Annotated in this window: 22 protein-coding genes and 1 riboswitch; of the genes, 18 read left to right on the forward strand and 4 right to left on the reverse strand. The window is 52.2% G+C overall.

The annotated features are described in order from the left end of the window. Nucleotides 1-5: 5 nt before the first annotated feature. The 4 genes from cbiB to pduF all read right to left on the reverse strand — a co-directional run bounded on the left by cbiB (nucleotide 6) and on the right by pduF (nucleotide 4,860). The gene (gene cbiB, locus NNO03_RS04810; protein ID WP_271441827.1) at nucleotides 6-965 is read right to left on the reverse strand and encodes an adenosylcobinamide-phosphate synthase CbiB; all 960 of its coding nucleotides are present in this window, start codon (nucleotides 963-965) and stop codon (nucleotides 6-8) included. Further along, on the reverse strand, nucleotides 962-2,341 hold the full coding sequence (locus tag NNO03_RS04815) for a cobyrinate a,c-diamide synthase (protein WP_271448966.1): 1,380 nt from the start codon (nucleotides 2,339-2,341) through the stop codon (nucleotides 962-964). The genes cbiB and NNO03_RS04815 overlap by 4 nt, the downstream gene beginning before the upstream one ends. An 87-nt stretch (nucleotides 2,342-2,428) precedes the next feature. Further along, a riboswitch (cobalamin riboswitch) is annotated at nucleotides 2,429-2,604 on the reverse strand. Between the two features lie 332 nt (nucleotides 2,605-2,936). Next, the gene (gene pocR, locus NNO03_RS04820; RefSeq protein ID WP_005123057.1) at nucleotides 2,937-3,848 is read right to left on the reverse strand and encodes a regulatory protein PocR; all 912 of its coding nucleotides are present in this window, start codon (nucleotides 3,846-3,848) and stop codon (nucleotides 2,937-2,939) included. Between the two features lie 202 nt (nucleotides 3,849-4,050). Further along, a complete protein-coding gene (pduF, locus tag NNO03_RS04825; RefSeq protein ID WP_048211992.1) occupies nucleotides 4,051-4,860 on the reverse strand; it encodes a propanediol diffusion facilitator PduF in 810 nt (269 codons plus the stop codon). Between the two features lie 525 nt (nucleotides 4,861-5,385). Here pduF and pduA point away from each other — a divergent pair. Genes pduA through pduU form a run of 18 tightly spaced genes read left to right on the forward strand, consistent with a single transcriptional unit; the run spans nucleotide 5,386 to nucleotide 19,537 of the window. Next, on the forward strand, nucleotides 5,386-5,667 hold the full coding sequence (gene pduA, locus NNO03_RS04830) for a propanediol utilization microcompartment protein PduA (RefSeq protein ID WP_003030255.1): 282 nt from the start codon (nucleotides 5,386-5,388) through the stop codon (nucleotides 5,665-5,667). Further along, nucleotides 5,667-6,479 carry a propanediol utilization microcompartment protein PduB gene (gene pduB, locus NNO03_RS04835; protein ID WP_137382366.1) on the forward strand — a complete coding sequence of 271 codons (813 nt, stop codon included), beginning with the start codon at nucleotides 5,667-5,669 and terminating at the stop codon, nucleotides 6,477-6,479. The genes pduA and pduB overlap by 1 nt, the downstream gene beginning before the upstream one ends. An 18-nt stretch (nucleotides 6,480-6,497) precedes the next feature. After that, nucleotides 6,498-8,162: a propanediol dehydratase large subunit PduC gene (gene pduC / locus NNO03_RS04840; protein WP_271442449.1), complete on the forward strand. Its 1,665-nt coding sequence runs from the start codon at nucleotides 6,498-6,500 to the stop codon at nucleotides 8,160-8,162. Nucleotides 8,163-8,172: 10 nt separating this feature from the next. Then, on the forward strand, nucleotides 8,173-8,847 hold the full coding sequence (gene pduD, locus NNO03_RS04845; RefSeq protein ID WP_271442448.1) for a propanediol dehydratase medium subunit PduD: 675 nt from the start codon (nucleotides 8,173-8,175) through the stop codon (nucleotides 8,845-8,847). A gap of 14 nt (nucleotides 8,848-8,861) precedes the next feature. Next, complete coding sequence (gene pduE / locus NNO03_RS04850) at nucleotides 8,862-9,380, forward strand: propanediol dehydratase small subunit PduE (RefSeq protein WP_271448967.1); 519 nt, start codon at nucleotides 8,862-8,864, stop codon at nucleotides 9,378-9,380. A gap of 15 nt (nucleotides 9,381-9,395) precedes the next feature. Beyond that, nucleotides 9,396-11,228, forward strand: a complete 1,833-nt coding sequence (locus NNO03_RS04855) for a diol dehydratase reactivase subunit alpha (protein ID WP_271448968.1) — start codon at nucleotides 9,396-9,398, stop codon at nucleotides 11,226-11,228. Continuing rightward, a complete protein-coding gene (locus NNO03_RS04860) occupies nucleotides 11,218-11,568 on the forward strand; it encodes a glycerol dehydratase reactivase beta/small subunit family protein (RefSeq protein ID WP_271448969.1) in 351 nt (116 codons plus the stop codon). The genes NNO03_RS04855 and NNO03_RS04860 overlap by 11 nt, the downstream gene beginning before the upstream one ends. A gap of 19 nt (nucleotides 11,569-11,587) precedes the next feature. Further along, nucleotides 11,588-11,863, forward strand: a complete 276-nt coding sequence (pduJ, locus tag NNO03_RS04865; RefSeq protein WP_001057752.1) for a propanediol utilization microcompartment protein PduJ — start codon at nucleotides 11,588-11,590, stop codon at nucleotides 11,861-11,863. A gap of 24 nt (nucleotides 11,864-11,887) precedes the next feature. Next, complete coding sequence (locus NNO03_RS04870; RefSeq protein ID WP_271448970.1) at nucleotides 11,888-12,358, forward strand: BMC domain-containing protein; 471 nt, start codon at nucleotides 11,888-11,890, stop codon at nucleotides 12,356-12,358. Beyond that, the gene (locus NNO03_RS04875; protein WP_271448971.1) at nucleotides 12,358-12,990 is read left to right on the forward strand and encodes a phosphate propanoyltransferase; all 633 of its coding nucleotides are present in this window, start codon (nucleotides 12,358-12,360) and stop codon (nucleotides 12,988-12,990) included. The genes NNO03_RS04870 and NNO03_RS04875 overlap by 1 nt, the downstream gene beginning before the upstream one ends. After that, the gene (gene pduM, locus NNO03_RS04880; protein ID WP_271448972.1) at nucleotides 12,987-13,478 is read left to right on the forward strand and encodes a microcompartment protein PduM; all 492 of its coding nucleotides are present in this window, start codon (nucleotides 12,987-12,989) and stop codon (nucleotides 13,476-13,478) included. Before NNO03_RS04875 ends, pduM begins: the two co-directional genes overlap by 4 nt. Before the next feature lie 3 nt (nucleotides 13,479-13,481). Then, the gene (locus NNO03_RS04885; RefSeq protein WP_271442441.1) at nucleotides 13,482-13,757 is read left to right on the forward strand and encodes a EutN/CcmL family microcompartment protein; all 276 of its coding nucleotides are present in this window, start codon (nucleotides 13,482-13,484) and stop codon (nucleotides 13,755-13,757) included. Nucleotides 13,758-13,765: 8 nt separating this feature from the next. Continuing rightward, complete coding sequence (gene pduO / locus NNO03_RS04890) at nucleotides 13,766-14,773, forward strand: two-domain cob(I)yrinic acid a,c-diamide adenosyltransferase PduO (protein ID WP_271448973.1); 1,008 nt, start codon at nucleotides 13,766-13,768, stop codon at nucleotides 14,771-14,773. Then, the gene (gene pduP, locus NNO03_RS04895) at nucleotides 14,770-16,155 is read left to right on the forward strand and encodes a CoA-acylating propionaldehyde dehydrogenase PduP (RefSeq protein ID WP_271448974.1); all 1,386 of its coding nucleotides are present in this window, start codon (nucleotides 14,770-14,772) and stop codon (nucleotides 16,153-16,155) included. The genes pduO and pduP overlap by 4 nt, the downstream gene beginning before the upstream one ends. Before the next feature lie 10 nt (nucleotides 16,156-16,165). Next, the gene (locus tag NNO03_RS04900) at nucleotides 16,166-17,278 is read left to right on the forward strand and encodes a 1-propanol dehydrogenase PduQ (protein ID WP_271448975.1); all 1,113 of its coding nucleotides are present in this window, start codon (nucleotides 16,166-16,168) and stop codon (nucleotides 17,276-17,278) included. Further along, a complete protein-coding gene (pduS, locus tag NNO03_RS04905) occupies nucleotides 17,275-18,630 on the forward strand; it encodes a cobalamin reductase PduS (protein WP_271448976.1) in 1,356 nt (451 codons plus the stop codon). The genes NNO03_RS04900 and pduS overlap by 4 nt, the downstream gene beginning before the upstream one ends. Before the next feature lie 2 nt (nucleotides 18,631-18,632). Continuing rightward, nucleotides 18,633-19,187 (forward strand): propanediol utilization microcompartment protein PduT, encoded by a 555-nt coding sequence (pduT, locus tag NNO03_RS04910; protein WP_040231922.1) that lies wholly within the window; start codon nucleotides 18,633-18,635, stop codon nucleotides 19,185-19,187. After that, on the forward strand, nucleotides 19,187-19,537 hold the full coding sequence (pduU, locus tag NNO03_RS04915; RefSeq protein WP_048212006.1) for a propanediol utilization microcompartment protein PduU: 351 nt from the start codon (nucleotides 19,187-19,189) through the stop codon (nucleotides 19,535-19,537). Before pduT ends, pduU begins: the two co-directional genes overlap by 1 nt. Nucleotides 19,538-19,541: the final 4 nt, after the last annotated feature.

A 19,541-nucleotide genomic window follows, 5' to 3' on the forward strand; every position in this document is an offset into this window, starting at 1 on the left:
TGTCCTCAGGCGACACCGACCCACAGCCAGCGCAGCGCAATAAAAAGCGCCAGTGCCAGGGTCGATGCTACCCACATCAATCGAATCGTTTGGGAAATGTCGTCTACAGAAATGTCTCGTTGTTGATCGCCAATCCACGGTTTCTCAACGCGTTCGCCAAAGTAGTCATTGGGTCCCCCGAGGCGAATACCTAATGCGCCGGCCACAGCAGCTTCCGACCACGCGCAGTTTGGGCTGCTATGGTTGTAGCGATCACGCCAGCCAATCTGCAAAGCCCGTGCGCCGTCCTGGCGGCATAAAAACGCCGCCACACCCAGCAACAACCAGCTCAGTCTTGCCGGAATAAAGTTAGCGACATCGTCCAGACGGGCGCTGACCATGCCGATAGCACGGTACTTTTCATGTTTGTACCCCACCATTGAATCGAGGGTATTCACCGCTTTGTAGGCCATCGCCAGCGGCGCACCGCCCAGTAAGAGAAAGAACAGCGGCGCGATGATGCCGTCAACGGTGTTTTCCGCCACGGTTTCCACCACGGCGCGGTTGATCTGTTTTGGTTGCAGCTGTGAGGTATCACGTCCCACAATCCAGGAAAGTTTTTCCCGACTTTCGGCGAGATTATTGGCACGCAATGGACGCTCAACATCCAGCGCAGCATTCGCCAGACAACGCCCCGCCAGCACGGTAAAGATCATCCACACCTCTACGCCCCATCCCAGCCACGGATGAATGGAATTCGCCAGCCTCAGCACTCCCCAGGAAACGCCCCATGTCACACCGACCACCACGATCCACATCACGGCACCGCCGATTCTCAGCGTGCTATCACGATGGCAATAACGCCGAATGACTCGCTGGACTGCGGAGATAAGGTTGCCAATCCAGCGCACCGGGTGAGGCCAGTTCTGCGGATCGCCAATGATAAAATCCAGCAGCCAGGCAACGCACCATGCAAGTATCGTCATAGCGCGTTCCTCGCAGCGGCCAGCCAGTGATTGAGCATTTCGGGGCGCTGGGCAAAATGAACGTGCAGGTAGCTGGCGAAGGTATTTCCGACCTGCCATCCGCCTGACCAGGCCTGCAGCGTTTTGCCATCACGCACCTTGCGGCAACTCATCACCGCCGGAGTTTCAGGGGTAAAATCGGAATAGTGGAATTCATGCCCGCGCAGAACTTCACCGGTCGTTGCCAGCAATGTTTGCTGTGTGGCTTGTGCCTCGCAGTAGCCAAACCGGGTCAGTCGTTTGCCCATTTTGCTGTGCCCAGGAATGATATCCGCCATTAGCCAGCGATCGCCGTTGCTGTCCTCCAGCGAGCTACCGAGATACATCAACCCTCCGCACTCAGCATAAATAGCGACGCCACGCTGATGTGCCGCTCGCAATTGCTCCAGCATGGTGACATTACGGGCCAGGGCCGCAGCATGCAGTTCCGGATACCCACCGCCTAACCAGATCATCTGGCAGTCCGGTAAACAGGTATCGTGCAGCGGGCTAAAACGAACAATGTTGAGGCCCGTACGCGCCAGTAACGTAATGTTATCCGGATAATAAAAGTTGAACGCCTCGTCATCAGCAATGGCCAGCGTTAACCCTGCGCCTGCGTCTGCAGCAGGCAGGGCGGGCCATTCACCAACAGGAAGGTTGTCTGACGCACTTAAGGCCAGCAGCGCGTCGATATCCAGCGTCTGTTCCAGCATCGCGGCAAAATCCTGCCACGGTTGCTGGTTGATAACTGACTCACGAGCGGTAACCAGACCCAGATGACGCTCAGGGAGCGCGACGCCCTCCATGCGAGGAACATAGCCCAATACAGGCACGGAGCAATAACGCTCAACCGCAACTTTGAGTAGCTGGTAATGTGTTTCGCTGTTGACCCGATTAACAATCACGCCTGCAATGTTCAGACTGGGATCAAAATGCTGGAATCCCATCACCGTGGCGGCTATCGAAGTGGAAACCGCCTTACCGTCAACCAGCAAGATGACCGGGCAGCCCAACTGTTTCGCCATCGCCGCAGTACTGCAGTAATCAGGGTCTGTGCCATAGCCGTCATATAACCCCATAACGCCTTCGATAACGGCAATATCCGCGTGCTGCATCTGCTCGCAAAATAAGGCATTCAGTGTAGAGGTGGGTAGCATGAAGCTATCAAGATTGCGGGAAGCCGTGCCGCATACCGCGGTGTGCCAGCCAGTATCAAGGTAATCAGGACCGACTTTGCATGGCTGGACGCGTAAACCGCGCTTTTTCATCAGGCTCAACAAGCCCAGCGTCACCGTGGTTTTGCCACAGCCGCTACCGGTACCTGCAAGAACAAATGCGTGAAAACTGGCCGCCATACCCTGATCCTGTTCAGGGTGGTAGGGGTGTATAGATACCCAGTCTCTCGACTGTATGCATCTGCGCAACCCACTTCCCACCGAAGTTGTTGGTAGTCACCGACAGGCAGGTCTTCTGGCTTAGCGTCGTCCTCGCCCGTCCTTCCCAATCTTGCGATCAGTGGTCTATACGGGGTCGTCAGCATCACAGCAGCGGGGGCTGCGGGGGATTCTCACCCCCTTCCCTACCACAAATGTGGCAAACCTGTCAGTTCAAGAGCCGATTTAATTTGGCTCTGTGTCTTGAGGCAAATTCACGACCTCATGACAATAATTCAATTTAATATCTTGCCGGGTACATTCAACCAATGTTATGGCCTCAACCCGTTTATTCATATGTTCATTTTTTGAATGAAAGCGTCATTAAAGAATAAAGAAAGTCTTTCACACAGACACTGTATCTCATCACAAAAATAAAAACTGGTGCAGTTTATCCCTCAAATACTATTATTTTGTTGCGCTATGACAATTTATTGACTGCTGTAGTTATTTTTCATTTTATAATGACTGACATAGCATACGATATCAAAAATCGGCAATAGCAAATTATTGCTATTTAAGCTGTCTCTTCAGATGAGATGACATTTATTTGCTGACGGAAAGCCTGCGGCGTAACCTGGTACGTTTGACGGAAAACTTTGCAAAAATAACTGGTTTGTGAGAAGCCTAAATTTCGCGCGATACTGGCAATGCTCCAGTCGCTATGACAAAGTAACTCTTTGGCACTCGCCATTCGCTGTTGATTTACCCATGCGTTAAATCCTATCCCCTGATATTTTTTGAACAATTTGCTGAAATAGTAAGGGCTGAGATAAACATGAGAGGCAACATCTTCCAGGCGAAGCTCGTCCGATAAATGCGCATCAATATAACGCAAGGCTTTCTTCATTTTACTGTCATGAGGGTTCGGACTACGATTAGCCCGCACCGGCTCTGACTGTTGCGGATTGTCTTTAATTACGACGAAATTCAGTTGTTTTTTAAGACAATTTTCTACAATGAGCTTTAGCAAATCAGCAGAGGCAATAACCCGCGAATAGTCCATTTCCGGTACATTACGAAATTCACTCACCAGTTCAGGATCGGCTTGCCAACGGTCGTCCACGTTCAGAATATCCACCAGCCCCACGTCATTACTTAAGCGCACCTGACCACATAAGACAAACCCTACCAGATGTCCCGCAATGACCAGCGGAATGGAGAAGTCGGTAAGTCCGGCATGGCAGCGATAAATGCAAGGTTGATCGGATTTTGAAGCTTCCAGTCCCCCACAGCGATCGCTCATACGACATCGCGTACTATGTTGAGGATGCTGGCGCATCAACTGGCAAAAAGGGGTGAAATTAAAAAGCTCAGAAATTTCATCACCGTGAATATTGACAACCACAACAGCCAGACTGGTGGCCTGCGCAAAATCCTGTGCGATTTTATTAATGAGTTCTGAGTTCAGGGCACTCGCAGAAATCATGATAAAACCTCTCAGTTAATTTATTGTTATAAATAAAACATGTTATTTACATCCGCTTTTCATCTCACTATCCAAAGCAATGATAAAAGGCGTATTCGAACATAACAAAAGTCTCCCATTCTTGGGAGACTTTTTAAGCGGTTCAGGAAACCTGATCACGAAAACAGTTATTACATTTCAAAAATAAACATTTTCCGTGAAGCTAACGCTCATTTTCCTCCAGCTTACAGCTATTACACGGTAAGTTTTTGCCAATAAAGTAACGATAAATTGCTGCCCCCGCACAAGCACCAATGATAGGTGCCACGATCGGGACAATAAAGTAAGGAATATCACGCCCCCCAGTCATCGCGACATCCCCCCAGCCCGCCATCCATGCGAACAATTTAGGCCCAAAATCACGAGCCGGATTCATGGCAAATCCGGTAAGCGGCCCGGTAGAAGCCCCAAGAACAGCAACCAGAATACCGATCAGTAGTGGTGCTAACGGCCCCCGGGGAATCCCATTGCCATCATCGGTGAGCGCCATGATCATTCCCATCAGAATGGAGGTAATCACAACTTCCACCAGTGCAGCCTGCCAGACGCTGAGTGCAGCGGCAGGATAAGTACTAAATATGCTGGCAAGCTGCAAACTTTCGAGGCTGCCCCGCACCATGTGGTGGGCGGTTTCGTACTCGATAAACAAACTGCCATACAACAAATAGGCGAGCAGAGCGCCACCAAAGGCACCAGCCACCTGAGCAATGGAGTATGGCAACACTTTACGGCCAGGAAAACAGGCAAACAGCCATAGTGCGATGGTGATAGCGGGATTGAGATGTGCACCCGAGATCCCTGCAGTCAGATAAACTGCCAGTGAGATCCCCAGCCCCCATATAATGCAGATTTCCCACAACCCTAAACTGGCACCGGCTACTTTCAGGGCGCTCAGGCATCCAATGCCAAAAAACAAAAATAGCCCGGTACCCAAAAACTCGGCAATGCATTGCGCTTTTAGTGAATCGTTCATTGTGACACCTTCTAAGCAGAGTTCGTGTCTTTACCAGCGGTCTCCTTGCTGGCTCGTAGAATACTTCGAGACTTACTATAAAAAGCGGTGTCGGCAAATTGTTGGCAACCTGAAGGCTGTATGTGCGTCAAAATCGTGTTGTGATAGCAAATTCTTGTCATCATCTTTATAAAAACACGCCGCCGAATGGGCCGAATTCTTATTAAATGCATATTTATAAAATAATAAAATATTGCTTATGGCAGATTTTAATTTTCAAACAATCATCACAATTTCATTTTCATCGCATAGCAAATGATATTTATCTTGTCACCTCAAAAAGTGTAAATATGGAATTAACATAACTAATTTGTCATATTGGCAACATTAAATAAAGCTTTTAAAAACAACATATTACGATAAATAATAGCAATTTTATATCACCATATCCTCACTATTTTTTCACTCACACTTTCAAGTCAGCCATTCTTTTTCCTCGCTTCTTTTTATAGTCATGAAAATCGGGACAACCCAGGCGAGGTCTTTATGCAACAAGAAGCGTTAGGAATGGTAGAAACCAAAGGCTTAACTGCAGCCATAGAGGCCGCAGACGCAATGGTGAAATCAGCCAATGTGATGCTGGTCGGCTACGAAAAAATTGGTTCAGGGCTGGTAACAGTCATTGTTCGCGGTGATGTCGGCGCGGTTAAAGCAGCAACAGATGCCGGTGCCGCCGCCGCACGCAACGTGGGAGAAGTGAAAGCCGTACATGTGATCCCACGCCCTCACACCGATGTCGAAAAAATCTTACCGAAGGGAATTAGCTAATGAGCAGCAATGAGCTGGTTGAACAGATCATGGCGCAGGTGATTGCTCGTGTGGCAACGCCAGAACAACAGGCTATCCCTGAAAATACTCACCCAACACGAGAAACGGCTATGGCAGAGAAGAGCTGCAGTTTAACGGAGTTTGTCGGTACTGCGATTGGCGACACCGTCGGTCTGGTGATCGCCAACGTAGACAGTGCCTTACTGGACGCGATGAAACTTGAAAAGCGCTATCGCTCCATCGGTATCCTCGGCGCGCGCACAGGCGCAGGCCCACACATCATGGCCGCCGATGAAGCGGTAAAAGCCACAAATACTGAAGTCGTCAGCATTGAACTTCCTCGTGATACCAAAGGCGGCGCAGGTCATGGCTCGCTGATTATCTTAGGCGGTAACGACGTTTCTGACGTGAAACGCGGGATTGAAGTTGCGCTGAAAGAACTGGATCGCACCTTTGGCGATGTATATGCCAACGAAGCCGGACATATCGAAATGCAATACACGGCGCGCGCCAGTTACGCGCTGGAAAAAGCCTTCGGAGCACCAATTGGTCGTGCCTGTGGCGTTATCGTCGGTGCCCCTGCCTCCGTTGGTGTACTGATGGCCGATACGGCGCTGAAATCCGCCAATGTTGAAGTGGTGGCCTACAGTTCTCCCGCTCATGGCACCAGTTTCAGCAACGAAGCCATTCTGGTCATTTCCGGTGACTCTGGGGCTGTGCGTCAGGCCGTTATCTCAGCCCGTGAGATCGGTAAAACCGTGCTGGCGACCCTGGGCTCAGAACCCAAAAACGACCGTCCGTCCTATATCTGATATCAGTGAGGCTGATTCATGAGATCGAAAAGATTTGAAGCACTGGCGAAACGCCCTGTGAATCAGGACGGCTTCGTTAAGGAGTGGATCGAAGAAGGCTTCATTGCGATGGAAAGCCCGAACGACCCTAAGCCGTCGATTAAAATCGTCAACGGTATCGTCACTGAACTGGACGGCAAATCCGTCAGTGAATTTGATCTGATTGACCACTTCATCGCGCGCTACGGCATTAACCTGGCCCGCGCTGAAGAGGTGATGGCGATGGACTCGGTTAAACTCGCCAATATGCTTTGCGACCCTAACGTCAAGCGTATGGACATTGTTCCTCTGACCACTGCAATGACGCCAGCGAAAATTGTGGAAGTGGTTTCGCACATGAACGTCGTTGAGATGATGATGGCAATGCAGAAAATGCGTGCCCGCCGAACCCCTTCTCAACAAGCGCACGTGACTAACGTTAAAGACAACCCGGTACAGATTGCTGCCGATGCCGCCGAAGGCGCATGGCGTGGGTTTGACGAACAAGAAACCACGGTTGCGGTAGCACGCTACGCGCCGTTCAACGCCATCGCGCTATTGGTCGGCTCTCAGGTTGGTCGTCCGGGCGTACTGACGCAGTGCTCCCTGGAAGAAGCCACCGAGCTGAAGCTCGGTATGTTGGGCCACACTTGCTACGCCGAAACCATTTCCGTTTACGGCACCGAACCGGTCTTCACCGATGGTGACGATACGCCATGGTCGAAAGGTTTCTTAGCCTCTTCTTACGCCTCACGTGGCCTGAAAATGCGCTTCACTTCTGGCTCCGGTTCAGAAGTTCAGATGGGCTACGCCGAAGGCAAATCGATGCTTTATCTGGAAGCACGCTGCATTTACATCACCAAGGCGGCTGGCGTTCAGGGTTTGCAAAACGGTTCCGTAAGCTGCATCGGCGTACCGTCTGCCGTGCCATCAGGCATTCGCGCGGTACTGGCGGAAAACCTGATCTGCTCGTCACTGGATCTGGAATGCGCCTCCAGTAACGACCAGACCTTCACCCACTCCGATATGCGTCGTACTGCTCGTCTGCTGATGCAATTCTTGCCGGGTACAGATTTCATTTCATCTGGTTATTCCGCTGTTCCGAACTACGACAACATGTTCGCCGGTTCCAACGAGGATGCCGAAGATTTTGACGATTACAACGTCATCCAGCGCGATCTGAAAGTCGACGGTGGTTTGCGTCCGGTGCGTGAAGAAGACGTTATCGCCATTCGCAATAAAGCGGCTCGCGCACTGCAGGCCGTATTCGCCGGGATGGGATTACCGCCAATCACCGACGAAGAAGTCGAGGCCGCAACCTACGCCCACGGTTCAAAAGATATGCCCGAGCGTAACATCGTTGAAGACATCAAATTTGCGCAAGAGATCATCAATAAAAACCGTAACGGCCTGGAAGTGGTGAAAGCCCTTGCTCAGGGTGGGTTTACCGATGTTGCTCAAGACATGCTCAACATCCAAAAAGCCAAGTTAACCGGAGACTATCTGCATACCTCCGCCATTATCGTCGGCGACGGACAAGTGCTTTCCGCAGTGAATGACGTCAACGATTATGCCGGTCCGGCAACAGGTTATCGCCTGCAAGGCGAACGCTGGGAAGAAATTAAAAACATCCCTGGCGCACTTGATCCCAACGAGCTTGGCTAAGGGGTGAACAATGGAAATCAATGAAAAACTGCTGCGTCAGATAATTGAGGATGTGCTGGCTGAAATGCAGACCAGCGATAAACCCGTCTCTTTTCGCGCATCGGCCGCGACCAGTGCGCCACAGGCTGCAACGGTACAGGGCGACGGCTTTCTGACCGAAATTGGCGAAGCCAAACAAGGTCAGCAGCAGGACGAAGTCATTATTGCCGTAGGTCCGGCGTTTGGTCTCTCACAAACCGTCAATATCGTCGGTATTCCGCACAAAAATATTTTGCGCGAAGTGATAGCCGGTATTGAAGAAGAGGGAATTAAAGCACGCGTAATCCGTTGCTTTAAATCTTCCGATGTTGCGTTTGTGGCTGTGGAAGGTAACCGCCTGAGTGGTTCCGGGATCTCAATTGGCATCCAGTCCAAAGGCACCACGGTTATCCACCAGCAAGGGTTACCGCCGCTTTCTAACCTGGAGTTGTTCCCACAGGCACCGCTGCTGACGCTGGAAACCTACCGCCAGATTGGTAAGAACGCCGCGCGTTACGCCAAGCGTGAGTCTCCGCAACCAGTCCCGACGCTAAATGACCAAATGGCGCGTCCGAAGTATCAGGCGAAATCAGCCATTTTGCACATTAAAGAGACCAAATACGTCGTAACGGGCAAAAACCCGCAGGAACTGCGCGTGGCGCTTTGATAAAGGATAACTCCATGAATACCGACGCAATTGAATCGATGGTTCGGGATGTGTTGAGCCGGATGAACAGCCTGCAAGGAGAAACAACCTCTCCCGTTACGGCAGCAGCTTCAGCACATACCGCAAAAGTCACGGATTACCCGCTGGCGAATAAACATCCTGAGTGGGTCAAAACCGCAACCAACAAAACGTTGGATGACTTCACGCTCGAAAATGTTCTGAGCAATAAAGTGACCGCGCAGGATATGCGTATCACACCTGAAACGCTGCGTATTCAGGCGGACATCGCCAAAGACGCCGGCCGTGACAGACTGGCGATGAACTTCGAACGTGCAGCCGAACTGACTGCTGTACCTGACGACCGCATTCTTGAGATCTACAACGCGTTACGGCCTTATCGCTCAACGAAAGACGAGTTGATGGCCATCGCCGACGATCTGGAGAGTCGCTATCAGGCGAAGATCTGTGCCGCGTTCGTTCGTGAAGCAGCAGCGCTGTATGTAGAGCGCAAGAAACTTAAAGGCGACGACTAACATCAGGGTGAAACGATGCGATATATAGCTGGCATTGATATAGGCAACTCATCAACGGAAGTTGCACTGGCAACCCTGGATGAGACTGGCGTACTAAGTATTTCCGGCAGCGCACTGGCGGAAACCACCGGAATTAAAGGCACATTGCGTAATGTGTTTGGTATTCAGGAGGCACTTGCACAGGCGGCAAAAAATGCCGGCATTAATGTCAGCGATATTTCGCTCATCCGTATTAACGAAGCCACACCGGTTATCGGTGACGTGGCGATGGAAACCATCACCGAAACCATCATCACAGAATCCACCATGATCGGTCACAACCCCAAAACGCCTGGCGGTGTCGGGTTAGGCGTTGGTGTAACCATTACGCCGGAAGAGCTCCTGAGCCGTCCGGCGGATACGCCTTATATCCTGGTCGTTTCATCGGCTTTCGATTTTGCCGATGTCGCCACGATGATTAACGCTTCCGCACGCGCCGGATACCAGTTGACTGGCGTTATTTTGCAACAGGATGACGGTGTGCTGGTTAGCAACCGGCTGAATACGCCTCTGCCCATCGTTGATGAGGTCCGCCATATCGATCGTATCCCGCTGGGCATGCTGGCCGCTATTGAGGTCGCTGTTCCAGGCAAGGTTATCGAAACCCTTTCTAACCCGTACGGAATCGCGACTGTCTTTGGCCTTAGCGCAGAAGAGACCAAAAACATTGTCCCCATGGCCCGCGCGCTGATTGGCAACCGCTCTGCGGTAGTGGTGAAAACGCCATCAGGTGATGTGAAGGCTCGTGCAATCCCTGCCGGGAACCTGGAACTGCAATCGCAAGGACGAACCGTACGCGTCGACGTCGCGGCAGGTGCCGACGCGATTATGAAAGCGGTTGGTGAATGCCCGAAGCTGGATAACGTCACCGGAGAGGCGGGAACCAATATTGGCGGCATGCTGGAGCACGTTCGCCAGACAATGGCTGAATTAACCAACAAACCCAGCCATGAAATCTTTATTCAGGATCTGTTGGCAGTTGATACTTCAGTTCCAGTCAGCGTGACCGGGGGACTTGCCGGCGAGTTTTCACTGGAACAGGCCGTTGGTATTGCTTCTATGGTGAAATCAGATCGTCTGCAAATGGCGATGATTGCCCAGGAAATCACGCAAAAACTCAACATTGATGTGCAGGTTGGTGGTGCTGAAGCCGAAGCCGCTATTCTGGGTGCCTTAACCACACCGGGTACCACACGTCCACTGGCTATTCTGGATCTTGGGGCCGGGTCTACTGACGCCTCTATCATTAATCCTAAGGGCGACATTATTGCCACACACCTGGCGGGCGCAGGCGATATGGTCACGATGATTATTGCCCGTGAACTGGGTCTGGATGACCGCTATTTGGCGGAAGAGATCAAGAAGTACCCGCTGGCGAAAGTAGAGAGCTTGTTCCACCTGCGTCACGAAGATGGCAGCGTTCAGTTCTTCCCTACGCCTCTCCCTCCTGCCGTTTTCGCTCGCGTATGCGTTGTAAAACCTGATGAACTGGTGCCACTGCCCGGCGATCTGGCGTTGGAAAAAGTGCGTGCTATTCGTCGCAGCGCTAAAGAGCGTGTTTTTGTTACCAACGCGCTGAGGGCGCTGCGACAGGTTAGCCCGACCGGGAATATTCGGGACATCCCCTTTGTCGTTTTGGTTGGAGGTTCCTCGCTGGACTTCGAAGTTCCGCAACTGGTTACTGATGCGCTGGCTCATTATCGCCTGGTCGCGGGTCGCGGCAATATTCGGGGCTCGGAAGGTCCGCGCAACGCAGTTGCGACGGGGTTAATTCTCTCCTGGTACAAGGCATTCGCTCATGGAAAGTAACCTCACTGTACCCGCTATTGTGATCTTCGCCATGGGTGACTGCGCAAACATCTGGAATGACGTTCTGCTGGGCATTGAAGAAGAAGGTATCCCCTTCGTGATTCAACAGACCCACTCGACTGACATTACCCACAACGCATGGCTGGCCGCTTGTCAGTCACCGTTGCTGGTCGGCATTGGATGCAGCCGGGAAAAGCTGGTTGTGCACTATAAGAATCTACCCACCTCAGCGCCACTTTTTACGCTGACGTATCAACAAAATAGCCACGCTCGCCGGAGCATCGGTAATAACGCTGCGCGACTGGTAAAAGGCATCCCCTTCCGGGACTGCCACTCATAATCCACAGGAGAAAAGCAGTATGAATAACGCACTGGGACTGGTTGAAACAAAAGGGCTCGTCGGCGCTATTGAAGCCGCTGATGCCATGGTGAAATCCGCAAATGTGCAGTTGGTTGGCTACGAAAAAATCGGCTCAGGACTTATCACCGTGATGGTCCGCGGGGATGTCGGTGCCGTAAAAGCGGCAGTAGATGCAGGAAGCGCAGCAGCGAGCGCTGTTGGAGAGGTGAAATCCTGTCACGTTATCCCACGTCCACACAGCGACGTTGAAGCCATTTTACCTAAATCCGCATAAATCGCCGTAAACAAGGAGCACAGCGTGAAGCAATCACTGGGATTACTTGAAGTTAGTGGTCTGGCATTAGCCATCAGTTGCGCGGACGTCATGGCGAAAGCCGCTTCCATCACGCTGGTGGGCCTCGAAAAAACCAACGGCTCAGGCTGGACGGTGATCAAAATCATCGGGGATGTGGCCTCCGTTCAGGCGGCTATATCCACCGGTGCCAGTTTAGCAGAACGGCAAAATGGACTGGTCGCGCACAGGGTCATTTCAAGACCCGGAGAAGGCATTCTTTCCCACTGTGTCCCCGTGCAGCCAACGCCAACGCCAGCAGCGATACCTGATGTATCGCAAGAGCAAGAAGAGATGGCTACAGAAATTGCATTACCTGGAGCAGCGCAACAGGCAGAGTTGATTAGCTGCAATCTGTGTCTTGACCCTGCCTGCCCTCGCCAGAAAGGCGAGCCACGCGCTCTCTGCCTGCATTCAGGCAAACGAGGTGAAGCGTAATGGATAAACAGCAACTGGAAACAACGGTCAGTAAAGTACTGGATGAAATGCGTGAACGCCCTATTCCTCTCGGGATTTCGAACCGCCACATCCATCTTTGCGCCGAGGACTACACTCGGCTGTTCCCTAATCAGCCGATTAGCGAGAAAAAGGGCCTGTTGCAGCCCGGACAATATGCCGCAGACCAGACCGTCACACTGGTCGGACCGAAAGGTCAGTTAAAGAATGTGCGTCTGCTTGGTCCACTGCGGAGTACTAGCCAGGTGGAGATATCGCGTACCGACGCCCGCACATTAGGCATCGCAGCACCGCTACGCATGTCCGGTAATATTCAGGGAACGCCTGGCATTCGTCTTATCAGCCCCTTTGCTGAACTGGACTTACCCTCCGGGGTTATAGTTGCTCAGCGACATATCCATATGTCGCCGCTGGATGCGCTGATACTGCGCGTATCTCATGGAGATAAAGTCTCCGTGGCTATCAATGGCGATGAACGCCGACTGATTTTCGATAATGTCGCCGTACGCGTTTCACCGGATATGCGCCTTGAGATGCATATCGATACAGACGAAGCCAATGCAGCAGGCGCTGATAATCCGCAGGCATTTGCCACATTGGTGACCCCACGATGAACAACGAACTGCTGCAACGCATCATTGAGGAAGTTGTTTCCCGGCTCAAAAAACGCGCGGAAAGTACCATCACGCTGAGCGTCGCACAGTTACGGGAAATCGATTCCCGGACATTATGTTGTCAGTACTCGTCACTACACCTCCTGCAGGCAGACCTGCCTTTACTGGAGAAAATTGCAGATTGCATTCCGTCCAGTGTCGCGGCGGTAACAATCCACGAGGCGCTGGCATGCGGGCTTCGCGTAAAAATCACTCTACAGCATCGGCTGCTACCGGCACTCCCCGTGAAAAAGCTCACGCGACTGCCGCTGGAGTTCAGTAATGAACTGGGGCACATCGTCATGCTGCATCCTGAAACGCTCTTAAGTTATGCCGATGTTGCCCAACTTAACGGTGGCATCCTGGTGTTGCGTCGTCGCTGTGTCGTGACGGCACTGGCTCGGGAAGCGGTTAGTACGCGAAATGTTCAATTAATTAAGCAGGAGTGAACCATGTATCTGGCAAGGGTTACAGGTGTTGTGGTTTCTACGCAAAAATCACCATCGCTGGTGGGGAAAAAACTGTTGCTGGTACGCCGGGTAAGCACTGACGGAGAGCTCCCCGCCTCCCCCGCTACCGGAGATGAAGTCGCGGTTGACTCAGTCGGTGCAGGAACGGGCGAACTGGTATTACTCAGCAGTGGTTCCAGTGCCAGACACGTTTTTTCCGGTCCCAATGAGGCCATCGATTTGGCGATCGTCGGCATCGTCGACACGCTTTCTCGTTAGGAGGAACTATGGCGATTTATACCCGCACTGGCGATGCCGGCACAACTGCCCTCTTTACCGGGCAACGCGTGAGCAAAACGCACCCACGCGTCGAGGCTTACGGTACGCTGGACGAACTGAATGCGACGCTGAGCCTGTGCGTTTGTGCGGTGAAAAACCCACAACACCGCCTGTTACTTGAAAATATTCAGCTGCAGTTGTTTTGGTTCAGTGCCGAACTGGCCAGCGAAAGCGAACAGCCCACACCCGATCAGCGATACATCAGCTCGGAAGAAATTGCGGCTCTGGAAGCCGCCATCGATACCGCAATGGGAAGAATGCCGCCCCTGCGCAGCTTTATTTTACCTGGCCGCTGCGAAGCCGCCAGTCGTCTGCACTTTGCCCGCACGCTGGCTCGCCGCGCAGAGAGGCGACTGGTCGAGCTCTCCACCGAAATCTCCGTCAGACACGTACTGATGCGTTATATCAACCGCCTGTCTGACTGTTTATATGCGCTTGCACGCGCAGAAGATCATGACGCCCATCAAAACGACATTATCCAGAAAGTGGCGGAGCGCTATCTTGCGGCCACTCGCACAGCAGTCACCAGGGAGTCGACTATGTCTTTGTCTTTTCACGAACTCCATCAACTGACACGCGCGGCAGTAACGCGCGCTGAAGAGCTCCAGGTCCCTGTTGTTGTCAGCATAGTGGATACCAATGGTACGCCTACAGTGACCTGGCGCATGCCAGATGCCTTGCTCGTCAGTAGTGAGCTGGCACCGAAAAAAGCCTGGACCGCCGTCGCAATGAAAACTGCCACGCACGAACTGACGTCCGCGGTTCAGCCGGGCGCCGCACTTTACGGTCTGGAAAGCCATATGCAGGGAAAAATCGTCACCTTTGGAGGCGGCTACGCATTATGGCGCGAAGGTTTACTCCTTGGGGGTCTTGGCATCAGCGGAGGAAGCGTTGAGCAGGATATGGACATTGCAGAAACGGCCATTGCGGCGATTAACGTGAGAACACATCAATGAATACTTCAGAACTTGAAACCCTTATCCGCAACATTTTGACTGAGCAACTCGCCCCGGCAAAAACAGACGTTAAAGGCAAGGGTATCTTTCCGTCCGTCGGTGAAGCCATCGATGCTGCTCATCAGGCTTTTCTGCGCTATCAGCAATGTCCGCTAAAAACCCGCAGCGCCATCATTAGCGCCCTTCGGGAAGAGCTGACGCCTCATCTGGCTTCTTTGGCCGCTGAAAGCGCAACAGAAACGGGTATGGGTAACAAAGAGGATAAGTTTCTTAAAAATAAAGCTGCGCTGGATAACACCCCTGGCATCGAAGACCTTACCACCACTGCACTTACCGGTGACGGTGGCATGGTGTTGTTTGAGTATTCTCCATTTGGGGTGATTGGCTCCGTTGCGCCAAGTACGAACCCCACGGAAACCATCATCAATAACAGCATCAGTATGCTGGCCGCGGGAAACAGTGTTTACTTCAGCCCGCACCCTGGTGCAAAAGCGGTATCACTGAAACTGATTGCCATGATTGAAGATATTGCCTTCCGCTGCTGCGGGATTAGGAATCTTGTCGTCACGGTCACAGAACCTACTTTTGAAGCTACCCAGCAGATGATGGCTCACCCTAAAATCGCAGTTCTGGCGATTACCGGCGGCCCTGGCATTGTTGCTATGGGTATGAAAAGCGGGAAGAAAGTTATTGGGGCTGGCGCAGGAAACCCGCCCTGTATTGTTGATGAAACTGCTGACCTGGTTAAAGCAGCTGAAGATATCATCAACGGTGCATCGTTTGATTACAACCTGCCCTGTATTGCTGAGAAAAGCCTGATTGTTGTCGATGCTGTTGCTGAACGACTGGTCCAACAAATGCAGTCTTTTGGCGCGTTACTTCTGCACAACGAAGACATCAACAAACTGCGCGCCGCCTGTCTGCCTGAAGGCATAGCCAATAAAAAACTGGTTGGAAAGAGTCCAGCAGCCCTGCTTGAAGCTGCGGACATACCGGTTCCGGCAAAAACACCTCGCCTGTTGATTGGCATCGTCAATGCTGACGATCCATGGGTCACCAGCGAACAGTTGATGCCAATGCTGCCCATCGTGAGCGTAAAGGATTTTGACAGTGCACTGGCGTTGGCACTGAAAGTTGAAGAGGGACTGCATCACACTGCCATCATGCATTCACAAAACGTGTCACGTCTGAATCTTGCTGCCCGCACCCTTCAGACCTCTATCTTTGTGAAAAATGGCCCCTCTTACGCCGGTATTGGTGTCGGTGGTGAAGGTTTTACCACCTTTACTATCGCTACCCCTACTGGTGAAGGCACGACGTCAGCGCGAACTTTCGCACGCTCTCGTCGTTGCGTGCTCACCAACGGTTTTTCTATTCGCTAATGAGGCCGTTATGAATAGCTTTTCACTGCAAACACGATTGTTCAGCGGCCAGGGAAGTCTGGATGTGCTTAAGCGTTTCTCCAATAAACATATCTGGATTATCTGCGACGGTTTTCTCGCACGTTCTCCCCTGATTGAAAAGCTGCAAAATACGCTGCCCGCGGATAATCGCATCAGCATTTTCAGTGATATCACCCCCGACCCAACCATTGGTACGGTAGTCCAGGGGATTGCACAAATGCAGTCCCTGCAACCGGATGTGGTGATTGGCTTTGGTGGTGGCTCCGCACTTGACGCCGCCAAAGCTATCGTCTGGTTCAGCCGTCAGTTTGGTATTGAAATTGAAACCTGTGTGGCCATTCCCACCACCAGCGGTACAGGCTCGGAAGTAACCAGCGCCTGCGTGATCAGCGATCCGGAGAAAGGTATTAAATATCCACTATTTAATAACGCCCTTTACCCTGACATGGCCATTCTTGATCCTACGCTGGTTGTCAGCGTCCCTCCTGCCATTACTGCGAATACCGGTATGGATGTCCTGACACATGCGCTGGAAGCCTATGTATCGATAAAAGCCAGTGACTTCACGGATGCGCTGGCGGAAAAAGCCGCGCAAATTGTCTTCCAGTACCTGCCTGTTGCGGTTAGCAAAGGCGATTGCCTGGCAACTCGGGGGAAAATGCACAATGCATCTACATTGGCAGGGATGGCATTTAGCCAGGCGGGGCTGGGTATCAATCACGCCATTGCCCATCAGCTCGGTGGTCAGTTTCACTTACCCCATGGGCTGGCTAACGCACTGTTACTCACTTGTGTCATTCAGTTTAATGCACGCGACCCACGGGCGGCAAAGCGCTACGCCCGTTTTGCGAAAGCCTGCCATTTATGCCCGGATAGTGCGAATGATACGGCGGCACTCAATGCACTTATTCATCATATTGAACAACTCAAAAAACAGTGCGCATTACCGGCATTTATTGATGCACTGAAAGACGAGAAGCATACCTGGTCGCAACGTATACCGGCGATGGTTCAGGCCGCGCTGGCTGATGTCACGTTGCAAACCAATCCCCGCGTAGCCGATGCCAGTGCCATTCAGGAACTGCTTGAGGAATTATTATGAATACAGCCATGACGGCAGAACATGTTCTTTATGACGCACAAACGATACGCGATCGCGTGCGTGCAGCAGGCGTGGTTGGGGCCGGTGGTGCAGGGTTTCCTGCACACGTTAAACTCCAGGCGCAGGTTGATACGTTTCTGGTGAACGCCGCAGAATGCGAGCCAATGCTGAAAGTCGATCAACAATTAATGGCGGTGCAAGCGGCGAGGCTGATACGTGGCGTTCAGTATGCCATGACAGCAACAGGGGCCAATACAGGCATTATTGCCCTCAAAGAAAAATATCAAAAGGCTATCAATGCGTTAACACCACTTTTACCGACCAACATCAGGTTACATATTTTACCCGATGTGTATCCGGCCGGTGACGAGGTGCTGACCATCTGGATGGCAACGGGACGACGGGTTCCTCCAGCCGCGCTGCCCGTTAGCGTAGGCGTGGTGGTCAATAACGTCCAGACCGTGCTCAATATCGCCAGAGCGGTTGAACAGCAGTACCCCGTTACCCGTCGCACGCTGACCGTCAACGGTGCGGTCGCCAGACCGTTAACACTGACTGTTCCCATCGGTATGTCTTTACGCGAAGTCCTGGCACTGGCGGGTGGCACCACCGTTGACGATCCAGGTTTTATCAACGGCGGTCCGATGATGGGTGGCCTGATTACTTCGCTGGATACTCCCGTGAGCAAGACCACCGGGGGGCTACTGGTATTGCCTAAATCCCATGCGCTGATCCAACGACGAATGCAGGACGAACGCACCGTGCTTGCGGTTGCAAAAACCGTTTGCGAGCAATGTCGTCTGTGCACTGATTTATGCCCAAGACACTTAATCGGTCATGAACTATCACCGCATCTGCTGGTTCGCGCAGTGAACTACCAACAGGCAGCCACCCCGCAGCTGCTGCTCACTGCCCTGACCTGTTCAGAATGCAATGTCTGTGAAAGTGTGGCTTGTCCGGTAGGCATTTCGCCGATGCGCATCAACCGTATGCTCAAACGTGAACTACGGGCGCTTAATCATCGTTATGAGGGACCACTAAATCCTGAAGACGAAATGGCGAAGTACCGTTTGATTCCGGTTAAACGACTCATCACCAAACTTGGCCTCAGCGACTGGTACCACGACGCGCCCTTGTCTGAGGCAGATTACACCACAGACGAAACAACACTGCTGTTACGCCAGCATATTGGCGCCAGCGCTATCCCCTGCGTGCAAAAAGGTGAGCGTGTTGTTCGTGGCCAATGTGTTGCTGATGTACCCGAAGGCGCGTTAGGCGCACCTGTCCACGCCAGTATTGACGGTCTTGTCAGCGAGATAACCGGGCAATCCATCAAGGTAATAAGAGGTTAATCATGTCTCAGGCTATAGGGATTTTAGAACTCACCAGCATCGCCAAAGGGATGGAAGCCGGTGATGCGATGCTAAAAAGCGCGAATGTGAATTTGCTGGTCAGCAAAACCATCTGCCCTGGAAAGTTTTTACTGATGCTCGGGGGTGACGTAGGCGCAGTGCAGCAGGCCATTGCAACGGGGACGTCCCTTGCAGGCGATATGCTCGTCGACAGTCTGGTGCTCCCAAACATTCATGCCAGCGTTCTCCCGGCAATTAGCGGTCTTAACAGTGTGGATAAGCATCAGGCCGTCGGGATTGTTGAAACCTGGAGCGTAGCGGCTTGTATCTGTGCCGCCGATCGTGCAGTTAAAGCGTCCAATGTCACGCTGGTACGGGTACATATGGCATTCGGTATTGGTGGTAAATGCTACATGGTTGTCGCGGGCGATGTTTCCGATGTCAATAACGCCGTGACAGTCGCCAGCGAAAGCGCCGGGGAAAAAGGTCTGCTGGTTTATCGCTCCGTCATACCACGCCCGCATGAAAGCATGTGGCGGCAAATAGTGGAGGGATAATGGACAGACAACCGCCGACGGATCGCATGATCCAGGAATACGTACCCGGCAAGCAGGTCACGCTGGCGCATCTTATTGCTAATCCAGGTAAAGATTTATTCAAAAAACTGGGGTTGCAGGATTCAGTCTCGGCCATTGGTATTTTAACCATTACGCCCAGTGAAGCCTCGATTATCGCCTGTGATATCGCCACGAAATCTGGTGCGGTAGAGATTGGTTTTCTCGATCGTTTTACCGGTGCAGTCGTACTGACGGGTGATGTTTCAGCCGTTGAGTACGCGTTGAAACAGGTAACCAGAACGCTTGGCGAAATGATGCGTTTTACTGCGTGCCCTATTACCCGGACGTAACCAC

Origin of the sequence: Citrobacter sp. Igbk 16, from assembly GCF_028069755.1 — a bacterium.
In the GTDB taxonomy this organism is placed as follows: domain Bacteria; phylum Pseudomonadota; class Gammaproteobacteria; order Enterobacterales; family Enterobacteriaceae; genus Citrobacter.

What these genes read in the sequence shown, in the direction of transcription:
- pduD (WP_271442448.1), top strand. Translation starts at nt 8,173, where the DNA reads ATGGAAATCAATGAAAAACTGCTGCGTCAGATAATTGAGGATGTGCTG.
- pduS (WP_271448976.1), top strand. Translation starts at nt 17,275, where the DNA reads ATGAATACAGCCATGACGGCAGAACATGTTCTTTATGACGCACAAACG.
- pduO (WP_271448973.1), top strand. Translation starts at nt 13,766, where the DNA reads ATGGCGATTTATACCCGCACTGGCGATGCCGGCACAACTGCCCTCTTT.
- NNO03_RS04815 (WP_271448966.1), bottom strand. Translation starts at nt 2,341, where the DNA reads ATGGCGGCCAGTTTTCACGCATTTGTTCTTGCAGGTACCGGTAGCGGC.
- pduP (WP_271448974.1), top strand. Translation starts at nt 14,770, where the DNA reads ATGAATACTTCAGAACTTGAAACCCTTATCCGCAACATTTTGACTGAG.
- NNO03_RS04900 (WP_271448975.1), top strand. Translation starts at nt 16,166, where the DNA reads ATGAATAGCTTTTCACTGCAAACACGATTGTTCAGCGGCCAGGGAAGT.
- pduM (WP_271448972.1), top strand. Translation starts at nt 12,987, where the DNA reads ATGAACAACGAACTGCTGCAACGCATCATTGAGGAAGTTGTTTCCCGG.
- pocR (WP_005123057.1), bottom strand. Translation starts at nt 3,848, where the DNA reads ATGATTTCTGCGAGTGCCCTGAACTCAGAACTCATTAATAAAATCGCA.
- pduB (WP_137382366.1), top strand. Translation starts at nt 5,667, where the DNA reads ATGAGCAGCAATGAGCTGGTTGAACAGATCATGGCGCAGGTGATTGCT.
- NNO03_RS04855 (WP_271448968.1), top strand. Translation starts at nt 9,396, where the DNA reads ATGCGATATATAGCTGGCATTGATATAGGCAACTCATCAACGGAAGTT.
- pduU (WP_048212006.1), top strand. Translation starts at nt 19,187, where the DNA reads ATGGACAGACAACCGCCGACGGATCGCATGATCCAGGAATACGTACCC.
- NNO03_RS04885 (WP_271442441.1), top strand. Translation starts at nt 13,482, where the DNA reads ATGTATCTGGCAAGGGTTACAGGTGTTGTGGTTTCTACGCAAAAATCA.
- NNO03_RS04860 (WP_271448969.1), top strand. Translation starts at nt 11,218, where the DNA reads ATGGAAAGTAACCTCACTGTACCCGCTATTGTGATCTTCGCCATGGGT.
- pduF (WP_048211992.1), bottom strand. Translation starts at nt 4,860, where the DNA reads ATGAACGATTCACTAAAAGCGCAATGCATTGCCGAGTTTTTGGGTACC.
- pduT (WP_040231922.1), top strand. Translation starts at nt 18,633, where the DNA reads ATGTCTCAGGCTATAGGGATTTTAGAACTCACCAGCATCGCCAAAGGG.
- pduJ (WP_001057752.1), top strand. Translation starts at nt 11,588, where the DNA reads ATGAATAACGCACTGGGACTGGTTGAAACAAAAGGGCTCGTCGGCGCT.
- pduE (WP_271448967.1), top strand. Translation starts at nt 8,862, where the DNA reads ATGAATACCGACGCAATTGAATCGATGGTTCGGGATGTGTTGAGCCGG.
- pduA (WP_003030255.1), top strand. Translation starts at nt 5,386, where the DNA reads ATGCAACAAGAAGCGTTAGGAATGGTAGAAACCAAAGGCTTAACTGCA.
- NNO03_RS04875 (WP_271448971.1), top strand. Translation starts at nt 12,358, where the DNA reads ATGGATAAACAGCAACTGGAAACAACGGTCAGTAAAGTACTGGATGAA.
- cbiB (WP_271441827.1), bottom strand. Translation starts at nt 965, where the DNA reads ATGACGATACTTGCATGGTGCGTTGCCTGGCTGCTGGATTTTATCATT.
- pduC (WP_271442449.1), top strand. Translation starts at nt 6,498, where the DNA reads ATGAGATCGAAAAGATTTGAAGCACTGGCGAAACGCCCTGTGAATCAG.